The organism is Variovorax sp. OV700 (genome assembly GCF_900099805.1).
Lineage (GTDB): Bacteria > Pseudomonadota > Gammaproteobacteria > Burkholderiales > Burkholderiaceae_C > Variovorax.
Map to the genome: position 1 here is coordinate 167395 of NZ_FNDR01000001.1, position 25207 is coordinate 192601.

24 protein-coding genes are annotated in these 25207 nt (G+C 66.4%); 8 read left to right on the forward strand and 16 right to left on the reverse strand.

The window, feature by feature from the left end; genetic code table 11:
* Positions 1–39: 39 nt before the first annotated feature.
* The 10 genes from BLR24_RS00770 to BLR24_RS00815 form a co-directional block, all read right to left on the reverse strand.
* On the reverse strand, positions 40–1221 hold the full coding sequence (locus BLR24_RS00770) for a phosphoglycerate kinase (protein ID WP_093011218.1): 1182 nt from the start codon (positions 1219–1221) through the stop codon (positions 40–42).
* Positions 1218–3257 carry a transketolase gene (gene tkt, locus BLR24_RS00775; RefSeq protein ID WP_093011220.1) on the reverse strand — a complete coding sequence of 680 codons (2040 nt, stop codon included), beginning with the start codon at positions 3255–3257 and terminating at the stop codon, positions 1218–1220. Before tkt ends, BLR24_RS00770 begins: the two co-directional genes overlap by 4 nt.
* A 64-nt stretch (positions 3258–3321) precedes the next feature.
* Positions 3322–4200 carry a phosphoribulokinase gene (locus BLR24_RS00780; protein WP_093011223.1) on the reverse strand — a complete coding sequence of 293 codons (879 nt, stop codon included), beginning with the start codon at positions 4198–4200 and terminating at the stop codon, positions 3322–3324.
* 79 nt (positions 4201–4279) lie between these two features.
* Positions 4280–5353, reverse strand: coding sequence for a class 1 fructose-bisphosphatase (locus BLR24_RS00785; protein WP_055796158.1), 1074 nt, complete (start codon positions 5351–5353; stop codon positions 4280–4282).
* Between the two features lie 19 nt (positions 5354–5372).
* Complete coding sequence (locus BLR24_RS00790; protein ID WP_093011226.1) at positions 5373–6101, reverse strand: HAD-IA family hydrolase; 729 nt, start codon at positions 6099–6101, stop codon at positions 5373–5375.
* A complete protein-coding gene (rpe, locus tag BLR24_RS00795; RefSeq protein ID WP_093011229.1) occupies positions 6098–6802 on the reverse strand; it encodes a ribulose-phosphate 3-epimerase in 705 nt (234 codons plus the stop codon). The genes BLR24_RS00790 and rpe overlap by 4 nt, the downstream gene beginning before the upstream one ends.
* Positions 6803–7606 carry an HAD-IA family hydrolase gene (locus BLR24_RS00800; protein WP_093011233.1) on the reverse strand — a complete coding sequence of 268 codons (804 nt, stop codon included), beginning with the start codon at positions 7604–7606 and terminating at the stop codon, positions 6803–6805.
* Positions 7603–8517: a CbbX protein gene (cbbX, locus tag BLR24_RS00805; RefSeq protein WP_093011236.1), complete on the reverse strand. Its 915-nt coding sequence runs from the start codon at positions 8515–8517 to the stop codon at positions 7603–7605. The genes BLR24_RS00800 and cbbX overlap by 4 nt, the downstream gene beginning before the upstream one ends.
* 36 nt (positions 8518–8553) lie before the next feature.
* Positions 8554–8973, reverse strand: a complete 420-nt coding sequence (locus tag BLR24_RS00810; RefSeq protein ID WP_055796143.1) for a ribulose bisphosphate carboxylase small subunit — start codon at positions 8971–8973, stop codon at positions 8554–8556.
* A gap of 49 nt (positions 8974–9022) precedes the next feature.
* On the reverse strand, positions 9023–10480 hold the full coding sequence (locus BLR24_RS00815; protein ID WP_327198106.1) for a form I ribulose bisphosphate carboxylase large subunit: 1458 nt from the start codon (positions 10478–10480) through the stop codon (positions 9023–9025).
* A 127-nt stretch (positions 10481–10607) separates the two neighbouring features.
* On the opposite strand from BLR24_RS00815, the gene BLR24_RS00820 reads away from it, so the two are divergent.
* A complete protein-coding gene (locus BLR24_RS00820; protein WP_093011239.1) occupies positions 10608–11582 on the forward strand; it encodes a LysR family transcriptional regulator in 975 nt (324 codons plus the stop codon).
* 18 nt (positions 11583–11600) lie between these two features.
* Here the strand turns inward: BLR24_RS00820 and BLR24_RS00825 are convergent, their stop codons facing one another.
* Genes BLR24_RS00825 through BLR24_RS00850 form a run of 6 tightly spaced genes read right to left on the reverse strand, consistent with a single transcriptional unit; the run spans position 11601 to position 18725 of the window.
* Positions 11601–13895 carry a TonB-dependent receptor gene (locus BLR24_RS00825; RefSeq protein ID WP_254787114.1) on the reverse strand — a complete coding sequence of 765 codons (2295 nt, stop codon included), beginning with the start codon at positions 13893–13895 and terminating at the stop codon, positions 11601–11603.
* A gap of 12 nt (positions 13896–13907) precedes the next feature.
* Positions 13908–14903 (reverse strand): tripartite tricarboxylate transporter substrate binding protein, encoded by a 996-nt coding sequence (locus BLR24_RS00830; protein WP_093011245.1) that lies wholly within the window; start codon positions 14901–14903, stop codon positions 13908–13910.
* Positions 14900–15790, reverse strand: a complete 891-nt coding sequence (locus tag BLR24_RS00835; RefSeq protein ID WP_093011248.1) for an ABC transporter permease — start codon at positions 15788–15790, stop codon at positions 14900–14902. The genes BLR24_RS00830 and BLR24_RS00835 overlap by 4 nt, the downstream gene beginning before the upstream one ends.
* Positions 15772–16959 (reverse strand): type 1 periplasmic-binding domain-containing protein, encoded by a 1188-nt coding sequence (locus BLR24_RS00840; RefSeq protein ID WP_093011251.1) that lies wholly within the window; start codon positions 16957–16959, stop codon positions 15772–15774. Before BLR24_RS00840 ends, BLR24_RS00835 begins: the two co-directional genes overlap by 19 nt.
* Complete coding sequence (locus BLR24_RS00845; protein WP_093011254.1) at positions 16956–17972, reverse strand: PQQ-dependent catabolism-associated beta-propeller protein; 1017 nt, start codon at positions 17970–17972, stop codon at positions 16956–16958. Before BLR24_RS00845 ends, BLR24_RS00840 begins: the two co-directional genes overlap by 4 nt.
* 39 nt (positions 17973–18011) lie before the next feature.
* The gene (locus BLR24_RS00850; RefSeq protein WP_093011257.1) at positions 18012–18725 is read right to left on the reverse strand and encodes an ABC transporter ATP-binding protein; all 714 of its coding nucleotides are present in this window, start codon (positions 18723–18725) and stop codon (positions 18012–18014) included.
* 510 nt (positions 18726–19235) lie between these two features.
* On the opposite strand from BLR24_RS00850, the gene BLR24_RS00855 reads away from it, so the two are divergent.
* From BLR24_RS00855 to BLR24_RS00885, 7 genes are all read left to right on the forward strand, one after another.
* Positions 19236–21062: a methanol/ethanol family PQQ-dependent dehydrogenase gene (locus tag BLR24_RS00855; RefSeq protein ID WP_093011260.1), complete on the forward strand. Its 1827-nt coding sequence runs from the start codon at positions 19236–19238 to the stop codon at positions 21060–21062.
* 112 nt (positions 21063–21174) lie between these two features.
* Positions 21175–21582 (forward strand): c-type cytochrome, encoded by a 408-nt coding sequence (locus tag BLR24_RS00860; RefSeq protein ID WP_093011263.1) that lies wholly within the window; start codon positions 21175–21177, stop codon positions 21580–21582.
* Positions 21579–22469, forward strand: a complete 891-nt coding sequence (locus BLR24_RS00865) for a substrate-binding domain-containing protein (RefSeq protein ID WP_093011266.1) — start codon at positions 21579–21581, stop codon at positions 22467–22469. Before BLR24_RS00860 ends, BLR24_RS00865 begins: the two co-directional genes overlap by 4 nt.
* An 11-nt stretch (positions 22470–22480) precedes the next feature.
* Positions 22481–23176, forward strand: a complete 696-nt coding sequence (locus BLR24_RS00870; RefSeq protein WP_093011269.1) for a hypothetical protein — start codon at positions 22481–22483, stop codon at positions 23174–23176.
* Between the two features lie 32 nt (positions 23177–23208).
* Positions 23209–23580 (forward strand): hypothetical protein, encoded by a 372-nt coding sequence (locus tag BLR24_RS00875; protein ID WP_254787115.1) that lies wholly within the window; start codon positions 23209–23211, stop codon positions 23578–23580.
* A gap of 22 nt (positions 23581–23602) precedes the next feature.
* On the forward strand, positions 23603–24586 hold the full coding sequence (locus tag BLR24_RS00880; RefSeq protein WP_093012682.1) for a YVTN family beta-propeller repeat protein: 984 nt from the start codon (positions 23603–23605) through the stop codon (positions 24584–24586).
* A 44-nt stretch (positions 24587–24630) separates the two neighbouring features.
* A complete protein-coding gene (locus tag BLR24_RS00885) occupies positions 24631–25176 on the forward strand; it encodes an SRPBCC family protein (protein ID WP_093011275.1) in 546 nt (181 codons plus the stop codon).
* Positions 25177–25207: the final 31 nt, after the last annotated feature.

Sequence of the window (25207 nt, forward strand, 5' to 3'; positions counted from 1 at the left end):
AAGCTCCTGTGGATGTTGGAAATTGAATTGCGGGGCGCGTCAGTGCCGGCGGTCCTGCAGCGCCTTGACGGCCGGCAGGCTCTTGCCTTCGAGGAACTCGAGGAACGCGCCGCCCGCGGTGGAGACGTAGTCGATGCACTCCTCCACCTCGAACTGGTTGATGGCCGCCACGGTGTCGCCGCCGCCCGCCAGCGAGAACGCGTCCATGCGCGCGATGGCATTGGCCAGCGTGCGCGTGCCGTGCGAGAACTGCTCGATCTCGAACACGCCCAGCGGACCGTTCCAGACGATGGTCTTGCACTGCCCGAGCACGGCGACGAGCTGGGCCACCGACTCGGGACCGAAGTCGAGAATCATGTCGTCCGGCGCCACGTCGGCCACGGCTTTCACGGTTGCGCGCGCGCTCGCTGAAAACTCGGTGGCGGTCACCACGTCGGTCGGCATGAACAGCCGCGCACCTCGCGCCGAAAGTGCCGCGGTCACGGCGCGCGCCGTCTCGACCATCTCGGGCTCGCACAGCGAACGCCCGACCGGATGCCCCGCCGCAAGCAGGAAGGTGTTGGCCATGCCGCCGCCGACCACCAGCCATTCGACCTGCGCGGCGAGCGACTCCAGGATCGACAGCTTGGTCGACACCTTGGAGCCGCCGACGATCGCCGCCAACGGCCGGGCAGGATTTGCGAGCGCACGGCCGAGCGCATTGAGTTCCGACGCCATCAGCGGCCCGGCGCAGGCCACGGGCGCAAGCCGGGCCAGCGCCTCGGTAGTGGCTTCGGCGCGGTGCGCGGTGCCGAAGGCGTCGTTCACGTACACATCGCACAGCGCCGCCATGCGCCGCGCCAGGTCTTCCGCGTTGGCTTTCTCGCCTACGTTCGCGCGGCAGTTCTCGAGCAGCGCCACGCGCCCCGGCGCCACGTCGAAGGGCCGTTCAATCCAGTCGCCGACCAAGGCCACCGGCGCGCCCAGCAATTCGCCGAGCCGTACTGCCACCGGTGCCAACGATTCGCCGTCGGCAAGTCCGCCTTCCTTCGGACGGCCCAGATGAGAGGTGACCATCACCCGCGCCCCTTGCGAAAGCGCATGCCGGATGCCGGCCAGACTGGCGCGGATGCGCGTGTCGTCGCTGATGCGACCGGTGGCGTCGAGCGGCACGTTGAGGTCGCAGCGGATGAACACGCGCTGCCCGCGCAGGTCGATCTGGTACAGCGTGTTGAACGTCATGCGGCCTCTTTCACGTGGACCAGCGCGGCGTTCGCCAGTAGCCGGCGCGCGCGCTCGGCCACCACTTCGGCCGTGAGGCCGAACAGCTTGAAGAGTTCGCCGGCCGGCGCCGATTCGCCGAAGCGGTCGAGCCCGACCACGTCGCCGTATTCACCGACGTACTTCCACCACAGGCCGGTGCTGCCTGCCTCCACCGCCACGCGCGGCAGGTGGCGCGGAATCACTGCGTGGCGCCATTCCTTGTCCTGCCGTTCGAACACGTCCATGCACGGCACGGACACCACGCGCGCCTCGATGCCCTCCTCTGCCAGCAAGGCGGCAGCGGTCAATGCCACGCCGACTTCGGAGCCGCTCGCCAGCAGCGCGACGCACTCGGCCTCCGGGCGCCGCAGCACATAGGCACCGCGTGCAATGGATTCAATGCGCTCTTCGCCGTCGCCCGCATGCGGCAGCGCCTGGCGCGTCAGCAGCAGGCAGCTCGGCCCATCCATGCGGCGCAGCGCCTGCCGCCAGGCCACGGCCGTTTCGGTGGCATCGGCCGGCCTCCAGACATCGACATCGGGAATCAGCCGCAGGCTCGATGCATGCTCCACGGGCTGGTGCGTCGGGCCGTCTTCGCCGAGCCCGATGGAGTCGTGCGTGAAGACATAAACCACCGGCAGCTTCATCAGCGCCGACATGCGCACGCCGTTGCGTGCGTAGTCGGAGAAGGTCAGGAAGGTGCCGCCGAAAGGACGGAAGCCGCCGTGCAGTGCCAGCCCGTTCATGATGGCCGCCATGCCGAACTCGCGCACGCCGTAGTGCACGTGGTTGCCGGTGCCGGTGCCCTTGAGCGCGCGGTGGCCCTTCCAGTCCGTGAGGTTCGATCCCGTGAGGTCGGCCGAGCCGCCGATCAGTTCCGGCATCGCGGGCCCGACCTCGTCGAGCACCACCTGCGAAGCCTTGCGCGTGGCCACGGAGGCCTTGCGCCGCTCCGCGCTCGACGTGGCTGATGCCAATGCCGCCTCGACCTGCGCGGTGAGCGGTGCATCGGTGCGATGGCGCCGCACCAGCTCGCGCGCGAGCACCGGAAACTCCTCCGCATACGCGGCAAAGCGCTCCAGCCAAGCCTTGCGCAGCGCCGCGCCCGACTCGCGCGCCGACCACGCCTCGGCAATCGCAGGCGGCACCTCGAACGGCGCGGCGTTCCAGCCCAGCGCCTCGCGCGTCAGCGCAATCTCGGCATCACCCAGCGCCTCGCCGTGCGCCTTCGCGGTTCCGGCGCGGTTCGGCGAGCCCTGGCCGATGCGCGTCTTGCAGCACACCAGCACCGGCCGGTCCGCGGTGATGGCCCGGGCGATGGCCGCGTCGAGCGCCGCGGCATCATGGCCGTCGACGTTGCGCAACACGGTCCAGCCGTAGGCCTCGAACCGGGCCGGCGTGTCGTCGCTGAACCAGCCGCCCACCTCGCCATCGATCGAGATGCCGTTGTCGTCGTAGAACGCCACCAGCTTGTTGAGGCGCCAGGTGCCCGCGAGCGAGCACGCCTCGTGGCTGATGCCTTCCATGAGGCAGCCATCGCCCAGGAAGACATAGGTGCGGTGGTCGATCACCTCATGGCCCGGCCGGTTGAATTCCTCAGCCAGCAGCTTTTCCGCCAGGGCCATGCCGACGGCGTTGCTGATGCCCTGCCCCAGCGGCCCTGTCGTGGTCTCAACGCCCGGCGTGACACCGACTTCGGGATGCCCCGGCGTGCGCGAATGCAGCTGCCGAAAGCGCCGCAGCTCGTCGATGGGCAGCGCATAGCCGCTCAGGTGCAGCAGCGCATACAGCAGCATCGAGCCGTGGCCGTTCGAGACGACGAAGCGGTCGCGGTTCATCCACCGCGGGTCGGCCGGGTCGTGCCGCAGCCGGTGCCGCCACAGCGCCTCCGCGATGTCGGCCATGCCCATCGGCATGCCCGGGTGGCCGGAATTGGCGGCTTGCACGGCGTCCATGGCCAGCGCGCGGATGGCGTTGGCGCACTGCGTGCGCAAGGCGAGGTTTTCAGTCGTCATGCCTGAGATCCTGGTTGTTGTTTGTTGGTGTGTATGGGAGCCTGTGGTTAGGGAGGTGCGACCGCTAGATCGCGTACGACTTCTTGCGCCGCTCCATGAGCCGCAGGATCATCGGCGTGAAGATCAGCTGCATGGCGAGCTCCATCTTTCCGCCCGGCACCACCAGCGTGTTGGCGCGCGACATGAACGAGTCGTGCAGCATGCTCAGCAGATACGGAAAGTCGAAGCCAATCGGATTGGCGAAGCGGATCACCACCAGGCTCTCGTCCGGGCTCGGGATGGTGCGCGCTATGAACGGGTCGGAGGTGTCGACCACGGGCACGCGCTGAAAGTTGATGTGCGTGCGCGTGAACTGCGGGCAGATGTAGTGCACGTACTCGTTCATGCGACGCAGGATCACGTCGGTCACGGCCTCGGTGGAATAGCCGCGCGTGTTCTTGTCGCGGTGCAGCTTCTGGATCCACTCCAGGTTGATCACCGGCACCACGCCGATCAGCAGGTCGACGTGGCGCGCGATGTCGACTTTTTCCGTCGTCACGCCGCCATGCAGGCCCTCATAGAACAGCAGCTCGCTGTCCGGCAACGTTTCCCACGGCGTGAAGGTGCCGGGCTCCTGCTTGTAGGGCGCCGCCTCCGTGGCGTCGTGCAGGTACTTGCGGCTCTGGCCCAAGCCCGCTTCGCCATAGTCGCGAAACAGCGCCTCGAGCTCCGCGAACAGGTTCGCGTCCTCGCCGAAGTGGCTGAAGTTCCGGTTGCCGGCGGACTCGGCCTCGGCCATGGCCGCCTTCATGGACGTGCGGTCGTAGCGGTGGAAGCTATCGCCCTCCACGATGGCCGCCTTGACGCTCTCGCGCCTGAAGATGTTCTCGAAGGTTCGCGTGACGGACGTGGTGCCTGCGCCGGACGAACCGGTGATGGCAACGATGGGATGTTTGGCTGACATGGTGGCCTCGGAGAGATAAAGAAATTCTTTCGGGGCCGTTCGGGCTCGGCCCCGGTGTGTGTGGGTGCCCTGCTGCTTTTCAAGCGGCCGTTGCAAAGAGGCCGCGCTTGCCGAACAGCGGCGCCTGGTAGGTGTCCTGCGGCGCCTCGTTGTGATACGCCTCCACGCGCGCCACCTCTTCGGAGGAGCCGAAGACCAGGCCGATGCGCTGGTGGATCGACTCCGGCTCGACCGACATCAGCCGCCTGCGGCCGGTGCTCGACATGCCGCCGGCCTGCTCGATCAGGAAGGAGATCGGATTGGCTTCGTAGAGCAGCCGCAGCCGCCCGTCCCGGCCCGACTCCTTGCTGTCGCGCGGGTACATGAAGACGCCGCCGCGCATCAGGATGCGGTGCGTCTCGGCCACCAGCGAGGCGATCCACCGCATGTTGAAGTCGATGCCGCGGGAGCCCTCCTTGCCGGCCAGGCATTCGTCGACGTAGCGCTTCACGGCCGGTTCCCAGAAGCGGCTGTTCGACGCGTTGATCGCAAACTCGTTGGTATTGCGCGGAATGCGCAGGTTCGGATGGCTCAGGACCCATTCGCCGAGCTGCGGATCGAGCGTGAAGGCATGCGTGCCGTTGCCCAGGGTCAGAACCAGCATGGTCGATGGACCGTAGATCGCGTAGCCCGCGCCGACCTGTTCGGTGCCCGGCTGCAAAAAGTCCTCGGGCTTCGCATCGGCCTCTGGCGTGGGCGCGCGCAAGATCGAGAAGATGCTGCCCACCGCCACGTTGACGTCGATGTTCGACGAACCGTCGAGGGGATCGAACAGCAGAAGGTACTTGCCGCGCGGGTATTGCCGCGGCGGCAGGTAGGGCTCTTCCAGCTCTTCCGACACCATGCCCGCGACGTGGCCGCCCCACTCGTTGGCGCGCAGGAACATGTCGTTGCTCACCACGTCGAGCGTCTTCTGTTCCTCGCCCTGCACGTTCTGCGTGTTGGCGCTGCCCAGCACGTCGCCCAGGGCGCCGAGCGCCACCTTGCGCGAGATCGCCTTGCAGGCAAGAGAGACGTCGGTAATGAGCGCGTTCAGCGCGCCCGTGGCCCCGGGGTGGCGGCGGCGCTCCTCGATGATGTATTGGGTCAGCGTGGCCTTGCCTGCTATGGGCATGATCGTCTCCTGGTTGATTTCAATATCGAGTCGTTGTCGTCGTTTCTTCATCCCGGCGAACGGCGCGCGACTCGCGCACCGTCAACAGCAGCTGCTGCGGCGTTGCGACTCGCCAGGCGGGTGCCACAGCGGCCGCATCTGCAGCCGCATGGCCGCCATAGCCCCACGCCACCAGCGCCGCCGGCGAGCCGGCCGCTTGCGCGGCGAGCAGGTCTGCCGGGCCGTCGCCCACCATCAGCATTCGCGCGGGTTCCACACCCAGCTGGCGTGCCGCGGCCTGCAGCAGAAAAGGCGCGGGCTTGCGCTGCGCAGCCGCGTCGGCACCGAAAACCCCGGCCATCGGCTGCAACAGGCCGGCTGCATCCAGCACGGCGCGTGCCAGCGGCGTCGGCTTGTTGGTGACCACCACCATCGGGAGCGCACGGCGCAGGCCGGCGATCAGCTCGGGAATGCCCTCAAACACGCTGCCGTGCTTCAGCGGGGCCGCCAGCGTGGCCGCGTCGAAAGCCTTGCGCAGCCGCGTGCGCAACGCCTCGCTGCCGCCGAGGTCTTGCCGCCGGAGCGCCTGCAGGATCAGCGCATCGGGGCCGTCGCCGATCCATGCGCGCACCGTGTCGAGGTCGAAAAGTTCAAGCCCCGCCTCTTCCAGCGCGGCATTCAGGGCCACACGGATGTCCGGTGCGCTGTCGACCAGCGTGCCGTCCAGGTCGAACGCGATCGCCTCGATGCCGCTCAGGTCTTTTGTCATGCGGAACGCCCTTCCATGTCGCGCCGACCCTGCAATGCCTGGGTGCGGATCGCATCGATGGCGTCGCGGTAGCGGCCGCCGCTGAACACCGCGGAGCCCGCCACCAGCGTGTCGGCCCCCGCAGCGCCGATGCGCGCGGCGTTTTCGGGCTTCACGCCGCCATCGACCTCCAGCCAGATGTCGCGCCCGGTGGCATCGATGCGGCGGCGCACCGCCTCGATCTTCGGCAGCACGCTTTCAATGAAGCTCTGCCCGCCGAAGCCGGGATTGACCGACATCAGCAGCACCAGGTCGAGTTGGTCCAGCACGTGGTCAAGCACCTGCAGCGGCGTGGCGGGGTTGAGCACCAGGCCAGCCTTGCAGCCGCTGGCCGTGATCAGCCGGATCGTGCGGTCGATGTGCTCGCTGGCCTCGGGGTGGAACGAGATGATCGAAGCGCCCGCCTGCGCGAACATCGGGATCAGCGCATCGACCGGCTTGACCATCAGGTGCACGTCGATCGGCACCGTCGCGTACGGCTTGATGGCTTCGCACACCAGCGGACCGATTGTCAGATTCGGTACATAGTGGTTGTCCATGACATCGAAATGGATCAGATCGGCCCCGGCCTGGATGACCGCCGTGACCTCTTCGCCGAGCCGCGCGAAGTCGGCCGACAGCAGGCTGGGCGCGATCCGCATGGTGGTCTGGTTTTTCTGCATCTAGCTGTCCTCTCGGTAAAGCGCCTGCACGGCATTGATCGGCGGGGCCACGCTGGCCAACCGCAGCAGTTCCTCGACCCCGAGCCACGCAGAAGACGACAGGTGCCCACCGGGCTCCCCCGGCAGCGGCTGCGCGGGGTCGCCGAGGCTGGGCAGCACCAGGCCCGCGCCGCTGAAATCGCTGCTCTCGGTCCAGAAAGTGGGCGTGACCAGCGTCCAGAGCCCGGCATCAAGGGCCGAATGAAGTCCGTTGACCGAGTCTTCGATCGCAATGGCGCGCTCGGGCGGCACGCCGAGCGTGTCGAGCGCCAGCAGGTAGATGTCGGAGGCCGGCTTCTTCGCACGCACCTGGTCGCCGCAGGCAATCACGTCGAACATCGCGAGGCCGCGAGGGCCCAGCGTGGCCTGTAGCAGCGCATCGATGTTGGCGGCCGTGGTGGTGCTTGCAATCGCCAGCCGCAAGCCGGCGTCCTGGGCTTCGTCGAGTAAACGCAGCACGCCGGGGCGCAGCTCGATGCCGCCGCGCCGCGCCATGTCGGTGTAGTGCTGCGTCTTGGCCGCATGGATCTCCGGCACCCGCTCGTGCAGCCGCTTCTTTTCCGATGCGCGGAGGGGCAGCGAATCGATATACGTCTTCATGCGCTCCTTGCCGCCCGTGACGGCCAGTAGCGAGCGGTACTCGGCCTGCGTCCAATGCCAGCCGAGCCCGAGCTCTTCGAACGCGAGGTTGAAGGCCATGCGATGGACTTCCTCCGTGTCGGCCAGGGTGCCGTCGACGTCGAATACGAGGGCTTCGATGCTCATCGTTGGGCTCCTTCGGCGGGAGGATTGAAGACGCGGCTCGCAAGAATGTCCTGCGCCTGCAGCGTGCAGAGCTGCTCGCGCGTCAGGGCCTGCTCGCTGCCGAACAGCCGCGTGGCGTGGCGCAGCCGGATGCGGTCGAGCGCATTGCGGATCGATCGCGCATTGGCAAAGTGCGGCTGGCTCCGCCTGAGGCTCACGTAGCGCGAGAAGGTGGAAGCCGCGCCGTCATCGAAGCTGTAGTTCAGCCGCCCCAGCATGAGCTGCGCGATCTGCATCAACTCGGCCTCGCTGTAGTCCGGAAAATCGATGTGGTGCGCAATGCGCGAGGCCATGCCCGGGTTGCTGCTGAAGAAGGTCTCCATGCGGTCCTTGTAGCCCGCGAGAATCACCACCAGGTCGTCGCGCTGGTTCTCCATCACCTGCAGCAGGATCTCGATCGACTCCTGTCCGTAGTCGCGCTCGTTCTCCGGCCGATAGAGGTAGTAGGCCTCGTCGATGAACAGCACGCCGCCCATCGCCTTCTTGATCACTTCCTTGGTCTTGGGCGCCGTGTGGCCGATGAACTGCCCCACCAGGTCGTCACGCGTCACCGCCACCAGGTGGCCCTTGCGCACGTAGCCCAACTGCTTGAGCACCTCGGCCATGCGCATGGCCACCGTGGTCTTGCCGGTGCCCGGGTTGCCGGTGAACGACATGTGCAGCGAGGGCGGCTGAGACTGCAGCCCCTGCTCCTGGCGCAGCTTGTCGATCAGAAGCAGCGCCGCAATGTCGCGGATGCGGCCCTTGACCGGCGCCAGTCCGACCAGCTCGGCGTCGAGCTGGTCGAGTAGCGCCTTCACGCCCGAGGACTCGAAGAGCTGCTTCGGCGCCGTGGCAACGGCCGGGGTGGCGGGGGTTTCTGTGGCGTCCATGCGTGCCTCTGGCAATGTGCTTGCGGCCGGTTTCGCTCAGTACCGGCTGCCTTCGGGCCGCGCCTGCACCGCGTAGCTCTCCATGCTGTAGCGGATCGTGCGGCCCGGCTCCTCCGTGCGGATGAGGCGGAAGCCCGGTTCGTTGGAAGGACGGTTGACGATGAAGGACATCACCACCGACTCGGTGCCGTGCGTCGAGTCGAACGCCGTCACGCGGATGTACTGCTGCGGAAAGGTCTTGCGGCAGGACGCGAGTTCGAGCATCACGCCGGCCGCGTCCTTGATGTCGAACATCGGGTTGCCGAACATCTCCCAGAAGGTGTTGCGCGGATGCGGGTCGTCGGTGTATTCGAGGCCGATGGCCCAGCCTTTGTCCAGGCAATACTCGATCTGGCGGCTGATCTGCTCGTCGCTCAAGTCGGGCAGGAAGGAAAAAGTGCCTTGTGTGATTCGCATGTCTGTTGCTCCTGGAGAACTGCGGAACGGGGGGAACGGATTCAGGGATTCAGGCCACCGACGGTGTCGGCACGTAGTCCGACGTATCGGTGGATGCGTAGTTGAAGGAGATCTCGCCCCAGGTATCGAGCGCGGCCGCCAGCGGCGTGCACCACTTGGCCGCGTTGCGCAGGATCTGTGGCCCTTCGTTGGCGATGTCGCGGCCTTCGTTGCGCGCCAGCACCATGGCTTCGAGCGCGACGCGGTTGGCCGTGGCGCCGGCCTGGATGCCCTGCGGATGCCCGATGGTTCCGCCGCCGAACTGCAGCACCACGTCGTCGCCGAACAGGTCAAGCAGCTGGTGCATCTGCCCTGCATGGATGCCGCCCGAAGCCACCGGCATCACCTTGCGCAGCGCGCCCCAGTCCTGGTCGAAGTAGATGCCGCGCGGCAGGTCGACCTTGGTGTGCGTGTCGCGGCAGACGTTGTAGTAGCCCTGCACCGTCATCGGGTCGCCCTCGAGCTTGCCCACCGCCGTGCCCGCATGGATGTGGTCCACGCCGGCCAGGCGCATCCACTTGGCAATCACGCGGAAGCTCACGCCGTGGTTCTTCTGGCGCGTGTAGGTGCCGTGGCCCGCGCGGTGCAGGTGCAGGATCATGTCGTTCTGGCGGCACCAGTGGCTCATCGACTGGATGGCCGTGTAGCCGACGACCAGGTCGATCATCACGATCACCGAACCCAGCTCCTTGGCGAACTGCGCGCGGCGGTACATCTCTTCCATGGTGCCGGCCGTGACGTTCAGGTAGCTGCCCTTGACCTCGCCGGTGGCGGCACTGGCCTTGTTGACCGCGTCCATCACGAACAGGAAGCGATCGCGCCAGTGCATGAACGGCTGCGAGTTGATGTTCTCGTCGTCCTTCATGAAGTCGAGGCCGCCGCGCAGGCCCTCATACACCACGCGGCCGTAGTTGCGGCCCGAGAGCCCAAGCTTCGGCTTGGTGGTCGCGCCCAGCAGAGGCCGGCCGAACTTGTCGAGCCGCTCGCGCTCCACCACGATGCCGGTCGGGGGGCCAGGGAAGGTCTTGACGTAGGCGACCGGAAACTTCATGTCTTCCAACCGCGCGGCCTTCAGCGGCTTGAAGCTGAAGACGTTGCCGATGATGGAAGCCGTCACGTTGGTGATGGAGCCCTCTTCGAAGAGCGAGAGGTCATATGCCACGTAGCAGAAATACTGGCCCGGGTTGTTGGGCACCGGCTCCACCTTGTAGGCCTTCGCGCGGTACATGTCGCAGGCGGTCAGGCGGTCGGTCCACACCACGGTCCAGGTCGCGGTAGACGATTCGCCGGCCACCGCCGCAGCAGCTTCGATTGCGTCCACGCCGTCTTGCGGCGTGATGCGGAACAGCGCGAGGATGTCGGTGTCCTTGGGCTGGTAGTCGCCGTCCCAATAGCCCATTTGCGCGTACTTCAGCACACCGGCCGAGTAGCGCTTCTTGGCGTCGGTGATCTGGATTGCTTCGTTCATGTTGCCCATGGAGTGCCTCTCGAGTGAAGGGGTTTGGTGCTGTCGGTGAAGTGAATGTAGGCCGCATGACAGATAAATAAAAATTAAATCTTTTGACATTCACATTTGTCAAACCTAATATCACTTCATGCCTCTATCCAAGCACGCGAGCTTTCGCCAGCTCGCCACCTTCCATGCCGTGGCGCGGCTCGGCAGCGTTTCACTTGCTGCGGACGAAATGCACCTGACGCAACCCGCGGTATCGATTCAGATCGGCACGCTCGAGGAGTCGGCCGGCACGCCGCTGTTGCAGCGCACGGGCCGCGGCATTCGCTTGACGGAGGCGGGAGAATTGCTGGCGGGCTATGCCGGCCGCATCCTCGACCTGTGGCGCGAGGCGGGCGACGAAATGGCCATGCTGCAGGGCGTGTTCTCGGGCACGCTGCGCGTGGGCGCCATCACCACGGCCGAGTACCTGCTGCCGCCCATCCTGGTGAACTTCGCCAAGGAACACCCGAAGGTGAAGGTCAAGCTACAGGTCGGCAACCGCGACGAGATCGTGCGCATGCTCGCGGGCCAGGAGATCGACATCGCGATCATGGGTCGCCCCCCCGCGGAGTTGAAGACCGATTCGAGCGCCTTCGCCAAGCACCCGATGGCCTTTCTCGCGGCGCCCTCCCATCCGCTGATGTTGGCGCCCAAACCCACGCTTGCCATGCTGTCGGACACGCGCATGCTGGTGCGCGAGCGCGGCTCGGGCACGCGCACCACGGTCGAACGCTTCTTCAAGGACGAGGGACTGCCGCTGCGCATCGGCTCCGAGCTGTCGAGCAACGAAGCCATCAAGCAGATGTGCGCCGCGGGCTTCGGCATCGCCTTCCTGTCGATGCACACCTGCGTGCTCGAGATGAACGCGGGCCTGTTGGGCGTGCTGCCGGTGCCGGGCAATCCCGTGGTGCGCGACTGGTACGTGATGCACCTGGCGTCGCGGCAGCTGCCGCAGGTGGCGCTGGCGTTCGAGGATTACCTGCGCGCGCACGGCCAGGCGCAGATCCTGCAGCAGCTCGGCACGCTGCCGGCTGCGCGCGCGCCGGCGAAAAAACGCAGCACGCGGCGCACCTGAGCCTTTCGGCCTCCGCCCTCAGACCCCGAGCTGCACGCGCACGCCGACCCACACCGCGCGAGGCGCGCCGGGCGCCACGAACTGCGCGTTGCGCCATGCATCGGGCGCCAGCACCGCGCCGCTGGCATCGAAGCCATTGCGGCCCAACTGGCCGGCGGTGGCATAACGGCGATTGAACACGTTCGCCACCTTGGCAAAAAGCTCTACGTTGCGGCCCAGCTTCCAGCGCGTCGTGAGGTCCAGCAGCGCATAGCCGCCGATGCGGCCGCTGCCGCTGAAAAGATCCCCTTCGGGTGCGTGCAAGCCGTTCTCGTTGCCGCGCACGGTCTGCCGGGAGTAGGCGCGGTACTGCGCGCCCAAGGTCCAGGCGGGCGTCACGCGCCAGTCGACGTTGAACTTCAGGGAATGCGCCGGCAGGCCCGGCAGGCGATCGCCGCGCCGCACCGCGATTTCGCCCTCCCCGGTGCAGGCAGCGCTGGTTTCTGCGCTGCTATTCGCCTCGGCCACCAGGCACGCCGGGGAGTCGTATCTCGCGCGCAGGTAGCTGTACGACAGCGACCAGTCGATGCTTTCGGTCTGCTGCGAAAGGCCGAGCTCCACGCCCTGGCGCAGCGTGCGCCCGAAGTTGCTGAAGTACCCGCGCGAAAGCCCGCTGCTGACGAACAGCAGATCGTCCTTGTTGACGGTGCGGAACACCGATGCATTCCACCGCAGGTCCTTGGCGAAAGTTCCGCGCAAGCCGGTTTCGAAAGTCTGCGACACCACCTGCTTGAGCGGCGGGTCGGACTGCAGCGCATTGGGCAGCACGCAGGCGTTTGCCGGATCGGAGCAGCCGAGCTCGATCGGGCTCGGCGCGCGGTTGCCCTGGCTCCAGCCGGCATAGGCCGTGAGCTGCGGCGTGGCCTGCCACGTGAGGCCGATGGCGGGATTGAACTTCTTGTAGCGGCCTTCGCCATCGAGCTGGGTCGCAAGCCCGAGCAAGGCGCGCCCGTCGTCGCGGGTGGTCACGCGGGTGTCGTTGTAGCGGCCCGAAAGGCTCAGTTGCAGGTCCGGCCGCAGCGTCACCAGGTCGGAAAAATAAACGCTCGCAGTGCGGCTCTTTCCTGCAAGGAGCGCATCCACCTCGGCTTCTTCCTGCGGCACCACGGCGCGGGTGGCGTCGAGAATGCCCTCGGCCTCGGTCTGCAAGAAGTGCGTACGCGCGCGGTCCACCGAAGCGCCGAATGTGAGCTGATGCATGCCCGCGGTGTAGGTCGATTGCAGCGCAACGCCTTCGCCGTGCTGGCGCGTGTAGGTTCGGTTCTCCACGCCCGAATTCAGGCTGTCCGGCGGACTGAAATCGTCGTTCAGATCGCCGTTGAGCGTGCTGTAGCGCGAGCGCCGCGTGTACGCGGTCATCGAGATCGTCTGCTGGTCGCTCAGGCGGTAGCTGCCATTGAGCGTCAGCATCGACATGCGGTTGCCGGTTTGGTCGGGTCGCGTATAGACCTGCTTGCGGTTCTGCATCAGCATGGACTCGGGCAGCAGGCCGTTGCCCACCAGCCGGTTGTCGCCATGGGTGAAGCTCAGGTCCCAGGAGAGCTTGCCGCTGTCCTGGCCTACCTTGGCAAACAGCTGGCGCACGCGCGAGGGCGAGTAGTTGCGCCAGCCGTCTTCGTTGAGTCCACCGAACGAGAGAAAGAGGTGCCCCCCATCGGCGAGCTTGCGGCCGTGCGAAAGCTCCGTGCTCACGCGACCGAAGGAGCCGGCCTGAAACTCCAGCTCGGTGCCGGGGTGGGTGTCGCCCCGCTTGGTCTGCAGCGACAGCGCACCGCCCAGCGTGTTCAGGCCGAACAGCGGGTTGGAGCCGGGCAGCAGCGTGATGCTCGAGATGGCCGCCTTCGGAATCAGGTCCCAGTTCACCACGTCGCCAAAGGGCTCGTTGATGCGCACGCCGTCCTGGTACACCGACAGGCCCTGCGGCGTTCCGAGCACCGGGCTGGCGCTGAAGCCGCGGTAGTTCACGTCGACCTGGTACGGGTTGCCCTGGATCTCGTTCACGTTCACGCTCGGCATCTGCGTGGCCAGGAAGTCGGGCAGGTTCAGGCTCTGCGCACGGCGCAGATGCGTATCGTCCGCGGTCTGCACGTTGGACGGAATCTGATCCTTCGGCACCTCGATGCCCGGCACGGGCGTGGTGCTGACCACTTCCACGGTCGGCAGGCTGCCCGCCTGCGGCGCGGTTTCCTGCGCGTGTCCCGGCGTCGGGCAGGCCGCGGCGGCCACGGCAAGGCCGATCAGGCGGCGGGTTGTCGTCTGGTTCGATCGGATCACGGGTTCTCCTCCTCAGGTGCCGGTGCGCGTCAGGCCCAGCTTCTCCACGATGGCGCGCTCCTGCGCGAAGATCTCTCGGCACGACTGCGCGTACGCTTCCGGCCCGAGGTAATCGACCTCCTGGTCGTACTTGGCCAGTTCGTCCTTGAAGCGCTGATCGAACATGGCTTTCTTGAAAGCATCGTGCAGCACAGCCACCACTGCGCGCGACATGCCGCGCGGCCCGGCCAGCCCATACGGCGACTTGGCCACGATGTCGAAGCCGAGCTCGCGCAGTACGGGCACCTGCGGCCAGCGCTTGGAGCGCTCGCCCGAAAAGATCGCCAGCAACCGGAGCGTGCCCGAGTCGACCGCGGGCCCGAAGCCGGTGGAGTTGACGCCTGCCATCACCTGTCCGCCCGCAATCGCGTTCAGCTGCTCGGCCGTGCCCTTGTACGGCACGTGGATGTAGCGCAGGCCGCGCGCCGTGAACAGCGCCTCCAGCACCATGTGCGGCGTGGTGCCGATGCCGTTGGTGGCAATGGTCAGCTCACCGGGCCGCGCACGCGCGAACGCGAACATGTCTTCCAGCGAACGAAAACCGCTGCCGGCCGCCACCAGCACGCCGAAGGTCACGCTGGAGACCTGGATGATCGGCGTCACGTCGCGAATCGGATCCCACAGCACCTTTTGCGTGTGCGGCGCGCGGAACACCGGCTGCGGCATCTGGGCGATGGTGTAGCCGTCGGGCCGCGCCTGCTGCAGCACCGGCATGGCCAGCGTGCCGCCGGCACCGCCGCGGTTTTCGGTGAGCACCGGTTGCCCCAGCGCAGCCGAGGCCAGCTCGGCCAGGACCCGCAGCGAGATGTCAGTGGCGCCGCCCGCGGGCCAGGGCACCCAGAGCGTCACCGCACGGGAAGGAAAGGGCTCGGTCGACGCCACGGCGCGAGCCAGCGGCAATGCGCCCAGCGCCAGCGCGCCCGCATCGCGCAGCCAGCGGCGACGGGTAGCGTTGCCCTGCCCGTTCATGGCCCGCCTCCGCCACGCTTGGTCAGGCCGCCGAAGCCGCGCTGCGGGTCGTAGCCCCAGCACGCGAGGCCGAAGAAAACCGCCAGGCAGCCGAGCACCACGTAAGGCGCAAGGCCCGGGTCCTTGCCGTAGAGCGCGAAGCGGATCCACTCCACGGCATAGGTGAAGGGGTTGAAGCGCGCCAGCTGGTACACCCACTCGGCCCCGGACTCCTGCAGCTTCCACAGTGGATAGAGCGCGGTCGACAGGAAGTACATCGGAAAGATGACGAAGTTCATCGTGCCCGCAAAGTTCTCCAGCTGCTTGATGTGCACCGACAGCAGCAGCCCGAGCGCGCCGAGCATGAGCGCACCGGCGGCCAGCGCCACCAGCGCATGCAGGCCGGAGAACGACAGCAGCGGCAGCTCGGTGCCGATGAGCGCCGCCACGATCACGAAGGCCAGCGCCTGCAGCACCGACAGCAGTGCCGTGGCGCACAGCTTGGAAAAAAGCAGCCACGGCCGCGGCAGCGGCGCGGTGAGCAGCAGGCGCATCAGCCCCATCTCTCGGTCGTACACCATGGCGAGAGACGACTGCATGCCGTTGAACAGCAGCACCATGCCGACCAGCCCCGGCACGATGTAGACGTCGTAGGGAATGTAGGTGTCGTAGGGCTCGACGATCGCCACGCCAAATACGTTGCGAAAGCCCGCCGCGAACACCGCCAGCCACAACAACGGCCGCACCAGCGCCGACACCAGCCGCCCGGTCTGCTGCGAGAACTTGATGAGCTCGCGCAGGATGATGGCGCGCATCGCCTGCAGCGCGTGAGCCACGCCCCGCCTTGCCAGCCGCTCGGCGTTTTCGCCCGCGGGGGCCTTTGCGGTCTTCAGCGTGCGATCGGACATAGCTTCTCCGGTGCGTCTGCGCCCAGCGTGTCGAGCACGTCGCGCGGATGCAGCATGCCTTCGGCCGGGGCCTGCGAGATCACGCCCTGCCCGTCGCTCAAAAGCATGGGCTGGCGCAGCTGGCCGTCCCAGGCGCGGAAGCTCAGGTTGGTGCCTTTGGAGCCGTCGAGGGTGCCCTTGGCGATGGCCTGGGCCCAGGCTGCGTTCGGGCCCTTGGGCGCGCCGATTGCGGCTGCCGCCAGGGTCTTTCCGGCCATCCACGCGGCCCAGTCGTGCGCGGTCATCGCGCGCCTGGCGATCTTGGCAAAACGCCGCGACACCTGCGGCGCGCCGTAGCGTTCGAACTGCGCATGCCAGGCCAGCGCCACCAGCCCGCCGTCGCCCACCACCGGCCGCGGCAACACAGTGCGGTACGGCAGCGTGCGGGCAAATTCGCCGTCGCTGTCGACCACCCACACCGCGTCGTAGCTGTTGCCGGCCGTGAGCAGCAGCGGGTTGGCCAGATCGCGCTCGCGCGGGTCTGCCGAGAGCTTGAAAGGCTTGCTGGCCACCACCTGCAGCCCGTAGCGCTTGATCGAGGCCTGCACGGTGGCCGCGCGCATGGCGTCTTGCGGACCGCTGCCCACCAGCAGGAGCACCTTGCTCCATTTGCGTGACACCAGGGTCTGCGCCAACGCATCGCTGCGCATGCGTTCGCTTGGGATCAAGTGGAACAGGCGGGCCCGGCAGTCCTGCTGGCGCAGGCGGTCGGATGCCTCGCTGAGGTTCAGCACCGGCAGCTTCACGGCATCGGCCACGGCCAGCGTCCAGTCGGCCGGGAGGTCGGTCAGCAGCACCGCCGCGCCGGCCTTCTCGGCTGCGATGGCCGCGGCGCGCGCCGCATCGAGCGAAGCGGCCGGCGCGCTGGCCAGCGCCACCTCGGCACCGGCCGCGTCGAGCTCGAACCTCGCCTCGTCGAGCGCCACCTCGACCCCTTCGGCCAGCGGGCCGCCGGGATGTCCGAGGTAGGCCCGCTCGGTGCGCGTACGCTCCATGCGCGGATCGTCGGCGGGCGTGATCAGCGTTGCCTTGAGCACCGCCGCGCCGGCCGCGTCCACGGCAAAAGGCCCGGCGAGCACTATGGCCAGCCACGTGCCCCATAGCCGGCAAACCGTTGCGCGCGGCCTCATTCGACGATCACGAGCCCATAGGGCACGCGTCCCACCGGAACGCTCTTGATGGCCTTTGCGCCGGCCACGTCGACCACGGTCACGTCGTCGCTCAATCCGTTGACCACATAGAGCCGCGCCTGCGCCTTGTCGAGCGTGACGTTCCAGGCCCGCTTGCCGACCAGCACCAGCGAGCTCACCTTGCGGCCCGGCACGTCCACGAAGGCCACGTGGTTGGCGCGGCCCAGGCCCACGAACGCGCGCTTGCCGTCGCTCGTCATCTGTATGCCGACCGGCGTGATGTCTTCGGCGCGCGCGCCCTTCACTTCGAACTTCAGGGTGGCGGTCACCTCGTTCGTGGCGGTGGAGACGATGCTGACGCTGGCTCCCAGCTCGTTGGTGACCCACAGCTCCTTGCTGTCGGGCGTGATGGCCATGCGCCGCGGGCGCTTGCCGACCCGGATGTTCTTCACGACCTTGCCGCTGGCCGTGTCGATCACGTGCACGAGACTCGCCACCTCCGAGGTCACGTACAGGGTCTTGCCGTCCGCGCTGACCTTGACGCCCTCCGGCTCCGCGCCCACCTTGACCGAGCGCAGCTTCTTGCCGCTGGCCGCATCGATGAAGCTGGCCTCGCCCGCGTCTTCATTGGAAACGTAGATCACCTTGCCGTCCGGCGACAGGTCGAAGGCCTCGGGTTCGTCGCCGAGCGGAATTCGCCGCACCGACTTTCCGCTCGCGGGGTCGATCAGGTCGGCCTGGTTGGAGTCGGTGCAGGCCACCATGATCTGGCGCTCGGGCGTGAGCTGGATGTGGCGCGCTCGCTTGCAGGTGGGAATCGTGCCCTTCACGGCCAGGGTACCCAGGTCGATCATCGTGAGCGCGTTGTCCTTTTCGCTCGACACGTAGGCGGTGCCCTGCGCCAGCGCGGCACCGCTCGTCGCGGCCAGCACGAGCGCGAGCGCAACCGCGCTATGGCTGCAGGCCGCGTGAACGAGCGCGCCGGGGAGCGAAAGGAAGGAAGGTTGCGGCATGCGATGTCTCCATTTTTCTGACTCTGATTTCTTTTTGTTTCAAGCGGTGCGCGCGATGAAGCCCGCCTCTAGCGTGGCGCCGCCGAGCAACTGGCCCACTTCCGCCGGCGTGCCGTCCGCCAGCAGGGACCCCTTGTGCAGCACCAGCACGCGGTCGGCCTCTTCGGCTTCTTCGACCCGGTGCGTTGCCCACAGCACGCACACGCCGCGTTCGCGCACGTCGGCATGCAATGCGGCCAGCAGATCCTGGCGCGACTTCGGGTCGAGCCCGACCGTGGCTTCGTCCATCAGCAGCACGGCCGGCCGGTGTAGGCTCGCACGCGCGAGCTCGACCTTGCGCCGGTTGCCGCCCGACAGTTCGCGCACCTTGCGGTCCAGGTTGGCGTCGATGTTCAGGCGCTCGCACGCCGACGCGATGCGCTCTTCGGCCAACCGCCGCGGCAGGCCGTGCAGGTCGGCCTGGAACAGCAGGTTGCGCCGGATGCTCAGGTCCAGATCGAGCGACATCTGCTGGAACACGACGCCGATGTGCCGCAGCGCCGCGGTGGCGGAACGGCGCAGCGAATGGCCGGCCACTTCGACTTCGCCCTCGTCGGCCGCGAACATGCCGGTCAGCACCTGGAACAGCGTTGACTTGCCCGCACCGTTGGGTCCGAGCAGCGCCACGAACTGGCCTGCGGGCAAATGCAGCGACAACGATTGCAGCGCCGTGCGCGTGCCATAGCGCTTGGTTAAGTCGATGGTTCGCAGCATGTAGGCCGGTGGAATGTGTCGAGCAGTTCGGACTCCGATGGTATTTGCCGTTCGCATTCAATTCGCAAATTCTGTGCCTCTGCGCGACGAGGGTTTTCACTGTGCCAAGTCGCTTCCCACCGGCCGCGCGGGTGCCTTTGCGTCTCCCTGCGCAGTACAGCCGTACTTCGCACGAGACACTTTGCGTCAAATTTGGATGCGCACTCGTTGCAAGCTTGCGGCAATGCACGGCGTCCGGGGCAGGACCACGCGTCGAACGCCCGGGATTTCCCTAAGTTCGGACCGCATTGCGACACGCCGCCGCGCGCTGCGCGAGCGCTGCTCCGCGCACGCCTCTTCCGAGGGGAGCCGCGTGTCTTCGAATGGAGCGGGCATGGGCCGTCGAAGTGCTCCGTGCTGGAACTGGCAGGCATGGATGTTGCGGACCGCAGCATTCGCCAAAGCGATCGAAAGATCCGCGGGTGCTGCCATGATCGTGTTCGAAACCCACTGAGATGTGAGGAGACATTTATGAAGTTTTCCAGGCAGATCGCCGGCCGTCTTGTACGGCATATCGGCGTCGCGATGTTGGCTCTTCCGGCTTTGGCGCTTGCCAATGCCGACGTGGAGAAAAACATCGCCAACTCCAAGAACTGGGCCACGCAAGCGGGCGATATGTTCAACCAGCGCTACAGCAAGTTGAACCAGATCACCAAGAGCAACGTGGGCAAGATGCAGGTCGCGTGGACGTTCTCCACCGGCGTGCTGCGCGGCCACGAGGGCTCGCCCCTGGTGGTCGACGGCACGATGTACCTGCATTCGCCGTTCCCGAACAAGGTGTTCGCGGTCGACGTCGAGACCCAGAAGATCCTGTGGAAGTACGAACCCAAGCAGGATCAGTCAGTGATCGCGGTCATGTGCTGCGACACGGTGAACCGGGGCCTTGCCTATGCGGAAGGAAAGGTCTTCCTGCAGCAGGCCGACACCACGCTCGTGGCGCTCGACGGCAAGACCGGCAAGGTGGTGTGGACGGTGAAGAACGGCGATCCGAAGGTCGGAGCCACCAACACCAACGCGCCCCACGTCTTCAAGGACAAGGTCATCACCGGCATCAGCGGCGGCGAGTTCGGCGTGCGCGGCTACCTGGCTGCCTACAACATCAAGGACGGCAAGCTGGCCTGGAAGGGCTTCAGCACGGGTCCCGATGAAGAAATGCTGATGGACCCGGCCAAGACCATGACCTGGACCGACGGCAAGATGGCGCCGGTCGGCAAGGATTCTTCGCTGAAGACCTGGAAGGGCGATCAGTGGAAGATCGGCGGCGGCACCACCTGGGGCTGGTACAGCTACGACAAGGCGACCAACGCCGTGTACTACGGCACCGGAAACCCGTCGACCTGGAACCCGGCGCAGCGGCCCGGCGACAACAAGTGGTCGATGAGCATCTGGTCGCGCGACGTCGATACCGGCAAGGTCAACTGGGTCTACCAGATGACGCCGTATGACGAGTGGGACTTCGACGGCATCAACGAAATGATCCTGGCGGACATCAACGTCAAGGGCAAGCCGACCAAGGCACTGGTGCACTTCGACCGCAACGGCTTCGCCTACACGCTGGACCGCGTGACCGGTGCGCTGCTGGTGGCCGAAAAGTACGACCCCAAGGTGAACTGGGCCACGCACGTCGACATGAAGACCGGCCGGCCGCAAGTGGTTGCCAAGTACTCGACCGCGCAGAACGGCGCCGACGTCAACACCAAGGGCGTCTGCCCTGCCGCACTGGGCAGCAAGGACCAGCAACCCGCCTCCTACGACCCCAACACCAAGCTCTTCTATGTGCCGACGAACCACGTCTGCATGGACTACGAGCCGTTCAAGGTCGAATACACCGCAGGCCAGCCGTATGTGGGCGCCACGCTCTCGATGTACCCCACGCCGGGCAGCCATGGCGGCATGGGCAACTTCATTGCATGGGACGCGGGCACCGGCAAGATCGTGCAGACCAAGGCCGAGAAGTTCTCGGTGTGGAGCGGTTCGCTGAACACCGCCGGCGGTATCTCCTGCTACGGCACGCTGGAAGGCTACCTGAAGTGCGTCGATGCCAAGGACATCAACAAGGAGCTGTTCAAGTTCAAGACCCCGTCGGGGATCATCGGCAACGTGTTCACCTATGAGCACAAGGGCAAGCAGTACATCGGGGTGTTCTCGGGCATTGGCGGCTGGGCCGGCATCGGCATGGCCGCGGGCATCGACCCCGAGAAGAGCACCGAAGGCCTCGGCGCCGTCGGCGGCTACAAGGAGCTGAGCCAGTACACCGAACTCGGCGGCTCGCTGACTGTCTTCGCGTTGCCCAAGTGAGGCGTTATGACCGAGGCGTCCATCGATAGATAGACGCAACATGCGGACCGGGAGAGCACTCGCTCGAGGGCTCTCCCCCCGTACTTTCAAAGATATCGGAGACCCAGGAGCCATGAAATTTCGTAAGTCAACGTTGCTGCCTTCCCTCGTACTGCTTGCCGGCGTCGCCTGCACACTGGCCGTCGCCGCCGCGCCCGATCCGGCGCCCTACAAAGTCACCGATGGCTACAAGGTGGATCCCGAAACCATGAAGGGTTTCCGCACCTGGCGCTCCGCGGCCTGCGACCGCTGCCACGGCCCGAACCAGGAAGGCATGGTCGGCCCCTCGCTGATCAACAGCCTGAAGACGATGAAGAAGGAAGACTTCATCAAGACCGTTCGCGACGGTCGGCTCGACAAGGGCATGCAGAGCTTCGGCAACAACCCCGCCGTGATGGAAAACATCAACCAGCTCTACGCCTACCTGAAGGGCCGGTCCGACGGCGCGATCACGCGCGCCCGCGTGGAAGAAAACAAATGACCGCCCGGCCGCGTGCTGGCTGGCCCGTGTCCTTCGGCGCTCGCCTGCGGGCGGGCCTCCTTGGCGCGGCATGCTGCTGCGCGCTGCTTCCCGCAATGGCCCAGGAGACGCCTCCACGCAAGGAGTTTCGCGTCTGCCAGGACCCCAACAACATGCCCTTCTCCAACACCAAGGGAGAAGGTATCGAGAACCGCATCGCCGAGCTGTTCGGCAAGACGCTGGGTCTTCCGGTCGTCTACTACTCGTTTCCGCAGCGGCTGGCATTCTTTCGCAACACGCTGCGCTACAAGCTTCCGGGCCAGGACTACCCGTGCGACATCGTGATGGGCGTGCCCGTCGGGCTCGACGAAGTCTCGGTCACCAAGCCTTACTACCGCTCCACCTACGCCCTGGTCTTTCCCAAGGGCAAGGGCATGGACAACGTGGCTTCGGCGGAAGATTTCCTGAAGCTCGATCCGGCCAAGCTCAAGTCGCTGCGCATCGGCATCTACGACCGCTCGCCGGCTTCGCAATGGCTCAACAAGCACGGCCTTCTCGAACAGGGCGTGCCCTACAAGCTCATGAGCGCCGACCCCGCGCAGTACCCGGGCGAGATCGTCGAAAAGGACCTGGCCGAAGGCAAGCTCGATGCCGTCGTGGTCTGGGGGCCGATCGCCGGCTTCTTTGCCCGGCGCGTCAAGAACCCCGCGCTCGTCGTGGTGCCGCTCAAGTCCGAAAAAGGCTTGCGGCTGGACTATCAGATGGCCATGGGCGTGCGCTACGGCGAACGCGAATGGAAGCAGCAGATCGAAGGGCTGATCGAATCCAAGGCGCCCGAGATCCAGGCCATCCTGAAGGAGTACGGCGTTCCGCTGGTCGATGCATCGTTCGGAGTGCCCAACAACTGACCAGGTCTTTCATGCGCCTCGCCATTGCCTTTCCGCTTCGTCTTTCGCTCTGCGCCCTGCTCTGTGCTCCCCTGGCCTCGCATGCCGAGGCCGACAAGCGCGACTTCTCGGCCGCAGAGCGCCTGTTGTTCATGACGCCGCAGTTGCAGGGCCTGCAGGCGCCCATGCTGCTGCGCTATACCTTCGGCAAGGCCGGCAGCTTCGAAGAAGCCTTTTCCGACAACGTCACCGTGGCGCTGATCGCCAAGGCCGACGGCAGCTGCTGCGACGCCAAGGGCGCGTTCCTGAGCGGCGCGCGCAAACTCGCGGTGCCCGAGGTCCCGGCGGCCGAAGGCAACCCCGTCATCCTCTATTTTCTGGAGCATGACGTGCGCGAGATGAAGCGACTCACGCGCGGCTCCGAATACCACTTCCGCAAGCGCATCCGCATGGCGATCTACCAGGATGCCGAGGTGCGCGACGTGTCGCTGCGCTACCAGGGCCGCACGGTCAAGGGCAAGGAGATCGCGTTCAGCCCTTTCCTTGACGACCCGAACCGGCCGAAGTACGAAAAGTTCGCGGGCAAGACCTATCGCTTCACGCTGTCCGACGCGGTGCCGGGCGGCGTCTACGGCATTCGCACCTCCATACCGGGCGAGAGCGCCACGGCCCAGCCCCTCCTGGTCGAGGAACTGCTCATCGACGGAGCCAAGGCGCCGGCGCGCTAGTGCCGCCATTTCCTGAACCCAACGCGAACGCCATGAGAAAAACAATCCGCCTTCTGTGTCTTCTTGGCCTGCCAATGGCCGTGCATGGCGCGCCGCAGCACGCGAACGACTTTCCCACCATCGACCGCGTGCTGTACGTGCAGGAATGCATCGCCGCGCATCCGGACGCGGGCCGCTTCGAGATGACGAGCAAATGCTCTTGCGCCGTCGACGCCATTGCCAAGGAGATCAGGTATTCGGAGTATGTAGACCTGAGCACCGCGGCCAAGGCCACCACCATCGGCGGCGAGCGCGGCGGCTACATCCGCGACTCGGAAAAGCTGCAGGCCGACATCAAGCGCTACAAGGCGCTGCAGGCCAAGGTGAACAATGGCTGCTTCATCGGCCCTGCCACCGCGCGCTGAACCGAACCCCCGGCACGTGGCCATGACAGGTACCGCAACACCTGTGCGCGCCGGGGTTGCCGCGGTTCTGCTCTACTGCACGTCGGCTTGGGCTGCGCCATTCGCCTATATCACCAACCAGGGCAGCCACGATGTTTCGGTGATCGATGTTGCATCGCAGCAGGTGGTGGCCACCGTGCCAGTGGGGCGGTCGCCGGCGGGCGTAGTGGCGTCCAGCCGCGCCGGCCGAGTGTTCGTGTCCAACCCCGACAGCAAGACGATCTCCGTCATCGACATGCGCCGGCAGAAGGTCGTGAACACGCTGCCGGCCGGTGACGGGCCGGTAGGCATCGATATCTCGGCAGACGGAAAGCACTTGTACGTGGCCGACTGGTACAGCAGCCGGCTGCTGGTGTTCGATGCACAGGCCGCCAATGCCGCCAAGCCCCTGGCCTCGATCGCGGTCGGCCGCGCGCCCGCCGGCGTGGCTGCGCATCCAAACGGCACCATCGTGTTCGTGGCCGAGCGCGACGACGACAGCGTGGCCGTGGTCGATGCCCATGCGCGGCGCGTGCTGGCGCGCGTGCGCGTCGGCAGCCATCCGTTCGCGCTGCTCTACGACGCTCCGCGCTCCCGGCTCTATGCGCTCAACGTGCAGAGCAACGACGTCTCTGTGGTCGACATGCGCGACATTCGCCGCCCGGCGGTCATTGCCACCGTGAAGGTGGGCAAGGCGCCCTACGGCGCGGCGCTGGCCGAGCGCGGCGCGCTGCTCTACGTGACCAACCAGCACGAAGACACGGTCAGCGTGATCGACGCCGCTTCGCTCAAGGTGCTGCGCACCCTCCCCGGCTTCGCGTATCCAGAAGGCATTGCCGCGCATGCCGACCGCGTGTACGTCGTGAACTGGATGGACGACAACGTGCAGGTGCTTGATGCCGCGAGCGGGCAGAAGCTCAAGACCATTGCCACGGGACAGAACAGCCGCGGGTTCGGCGCCTTCATCGGCGCGCCGATGGACCACTGAATTTTTTCGACCGACCTTTCTCATTCTTCATCACGGACGTTTCCATGCCGACACTTCCTTCCAGCCGACGAGCCCTCTCTGTCCTTCTCGCATCCGTTCTCATTTCCGCATCGGCTCCCGGCCTGGCCCACGGCCCCACGCGCCAGAAGGTGAGCGAGAAGGTCACCATCGAGGCTCCCGCCGATGCCGTGTGGGCCAAGATCAAGAATTTCAATGCGCTGAAAGACTGGCATCCCGCAGTGGCCGAAAGCCCGTCCGACAAGGGCAACGCCGAAGGCTCGGTCAGGACCCTCAAGCTCAAGGGCGGCGGCACGCTGGTCGAGACGCTCGAAAGCTACGACGAGGCGCAGAAGAAATACAGCTACCGCGCCAAGGACGGCGGTGCATTGCCGGTCACGAACTACACCTCCACCCTCTCGGTGGTGGCGGACGGCGGCAAGTCCGTCGTCGAGTGGCGCGGCGCCTTCTATCGTGCCTTTCCCAACAACAATCCCCCGCCTGACCAGAACGACGAAGCCGCGCTCAAGGCCGTGACCGATGTCTACCGCGGCGGGCTTGCCAATCTGAAGAAGATGATGGAATCGAAGTAGCCCGCGGCATCGCGCGACAAGAGGCAACACC

Excerpts from the sequence above, each read along its gene's own strand:
- BLR24_RS00770 (WP_093011218.1), bottom strand. The coding sequence starts at position 1,221 with ATGACGTTCAACACGCTGTACCAGATCGACCTGCGCGGGCAGCGCGTG.
- tkt (WP_093011220.1), bottom strand. The coding sequence starts at position 3,257 with ATGACGACTGAAAACCTCGCCTTGCGCACGCAGTGCGCCAACGCCATC.
- BLR24_RS00780 (WP_093011223.1), bottom strand. The coding sequence starts at position 4,200 with ATGTCAGCCAAACATCCCATCGTTGCCATCACCGGTTCGTCCGGCGCA.
- BLR24_RS00785 (WP_055796158.1), bottom strand. The coding sequence starts at position 5,353 with ATGCCCATAGCAGGCAAGGCCACGCTGACCCAATACATCATCGAGGAG.
- BLR24_RS00790 (WP_093011226.1), bottom strand. The coding sequence starts at position 6,101 with ATGACAAAAGACCTGAGCGGCATCGAGGCGATCGCGTTCGACCTGGAC.
- rpe (WP_093011229.1), bottom strand. The coding sequence starts at position 6,802 with ATGCAGAAAAACCAGACCACCATGCGGATCGCGCCCAGCCTGCTGTCG.
- BLR24_RS00800 (WP_093011233.1), bottom strand. The coding sequence starts at position 7,606 with ATGAGCATCGAAGCCCTCGTATTCGACGTCGACGGCACCCTGGCCGAC.
- cbbX (WP_093011236.1), bottom strand. The coding sequence starts at position 8,517 with ATGGACGCCACAGAAACCCCCGCCACCCCGGCCGTTGCCACGGCGCCG.
- BLR24_RS00810 (WP_055796143.1), bottom strand. The coding sequence starts at position 8,973 with ATGCGAATCACACAAGGCACTTTTTCCTTCCTGCCCGACTTGAGCGAC.
- BLR24_RS00815 (WP_327198106.1), bottom strand. The coding sequence starts at position 10,480 with ATGAACGAAGCAATCCAGATCACCGACGCCAAGAAGCGCTACTCGGCC.
- BLR24_RS00820 (WP_093011239.1), top strand. The coding sequence starts at position 10,608 with ATGCCTCTATCCAAGCACGCGAGCTTTCGCCAGCTCGCCACCTTCCAT.
- BLR24_RS00830 (WP_093011245.1), bottom strand. The coding sequence starts at position 14,903 with ATGAACGGGCAGGGCAACGCTACCCGTCGCCGCTGGCTGCGCGATGCG.
- BLR24_RS00835 (WP_093011248.1), bottom strand. The coding sequence starts at position 15,790 with ATGTCCGATCGCACGCTGAAGACCGCAAAGGCCCCCGCGGGCGAAAAC.
- BLR24_RS00840 (WP_093011251.1), bottom strand. The coding sequence starts at position 16,959 with ATGAGGCCGCGCGCAACGGTTTGCCGGCTATGGGGCACGTGGCTGGCC.
- BLR24_RS00845 (WP_093011254.1), bottom strand. The coding sequence starts at position 17,972 with ATGCCGCAACCTTCCTTCCTTTCGCTCCCCGGCGCGCTCGTTCACGCG.
- BLR24_RS00850 (WP_093011257.1), bottom strand. The coding sequence starts at position 18,725 with ATGCTGCGAACCATCGACTTAACCAAGCGCTATGGCACGCGCACGGCG.
- BLR24_RS00855 (WP_093011260.1), top strand. The coding sequence starts at position 19,236 with ATGAAGTTTTCCAGGCAGATCGCCGGCCGTCTTGTACGGCATATCGGC.
- BLR24_RS00860 (WP_093011263.1), top strand. The coding sequence starts at position 21,175 with ATGAAATTTCGTAAGTCAACGTTGCTGCCTTCCCTCGTACTGCTTGCC.
- BLR24_RS00865 (WP_093011266.1), top strand. The coding sequence starts at position 21,579 with ATGACCGCCCGGCCGCGTGCTGGCTGGCCCGTGTCCTTCGGCGCTCGC.
- BLR24_RS00870 (WP_093011269.1), top strand. The coding sequence starts at position 22,481 with ATGCGCCTCGCCATTGCCTTTCCGCTTCGTCTTTCGCTCTGCGCCCTG.
- BLR24_RS00875 (WP_254787115.1), top strand. The coding sequence starts at position 23,209 with ATGAGAAAAACAATCCGCCTTCTGTGTCTTCTTGGCCTGCCAATGGCC.
- BLR24_RS00880 (WP_093012682.1), top strand. The coding sequence starts at position 23,603 with ATGACAGGTACCGCAACACCTGTGCGCGCCGGGGTTGCCGCGGTTCTG.
- BLR24_RS00885 (WP_093011275.1), top strand. The coding sequence starts at position 24,631 with ATGCCGACACTTCCTTCCAGCCGACGAGCCCTCTCTGTCCTTCTCGCA.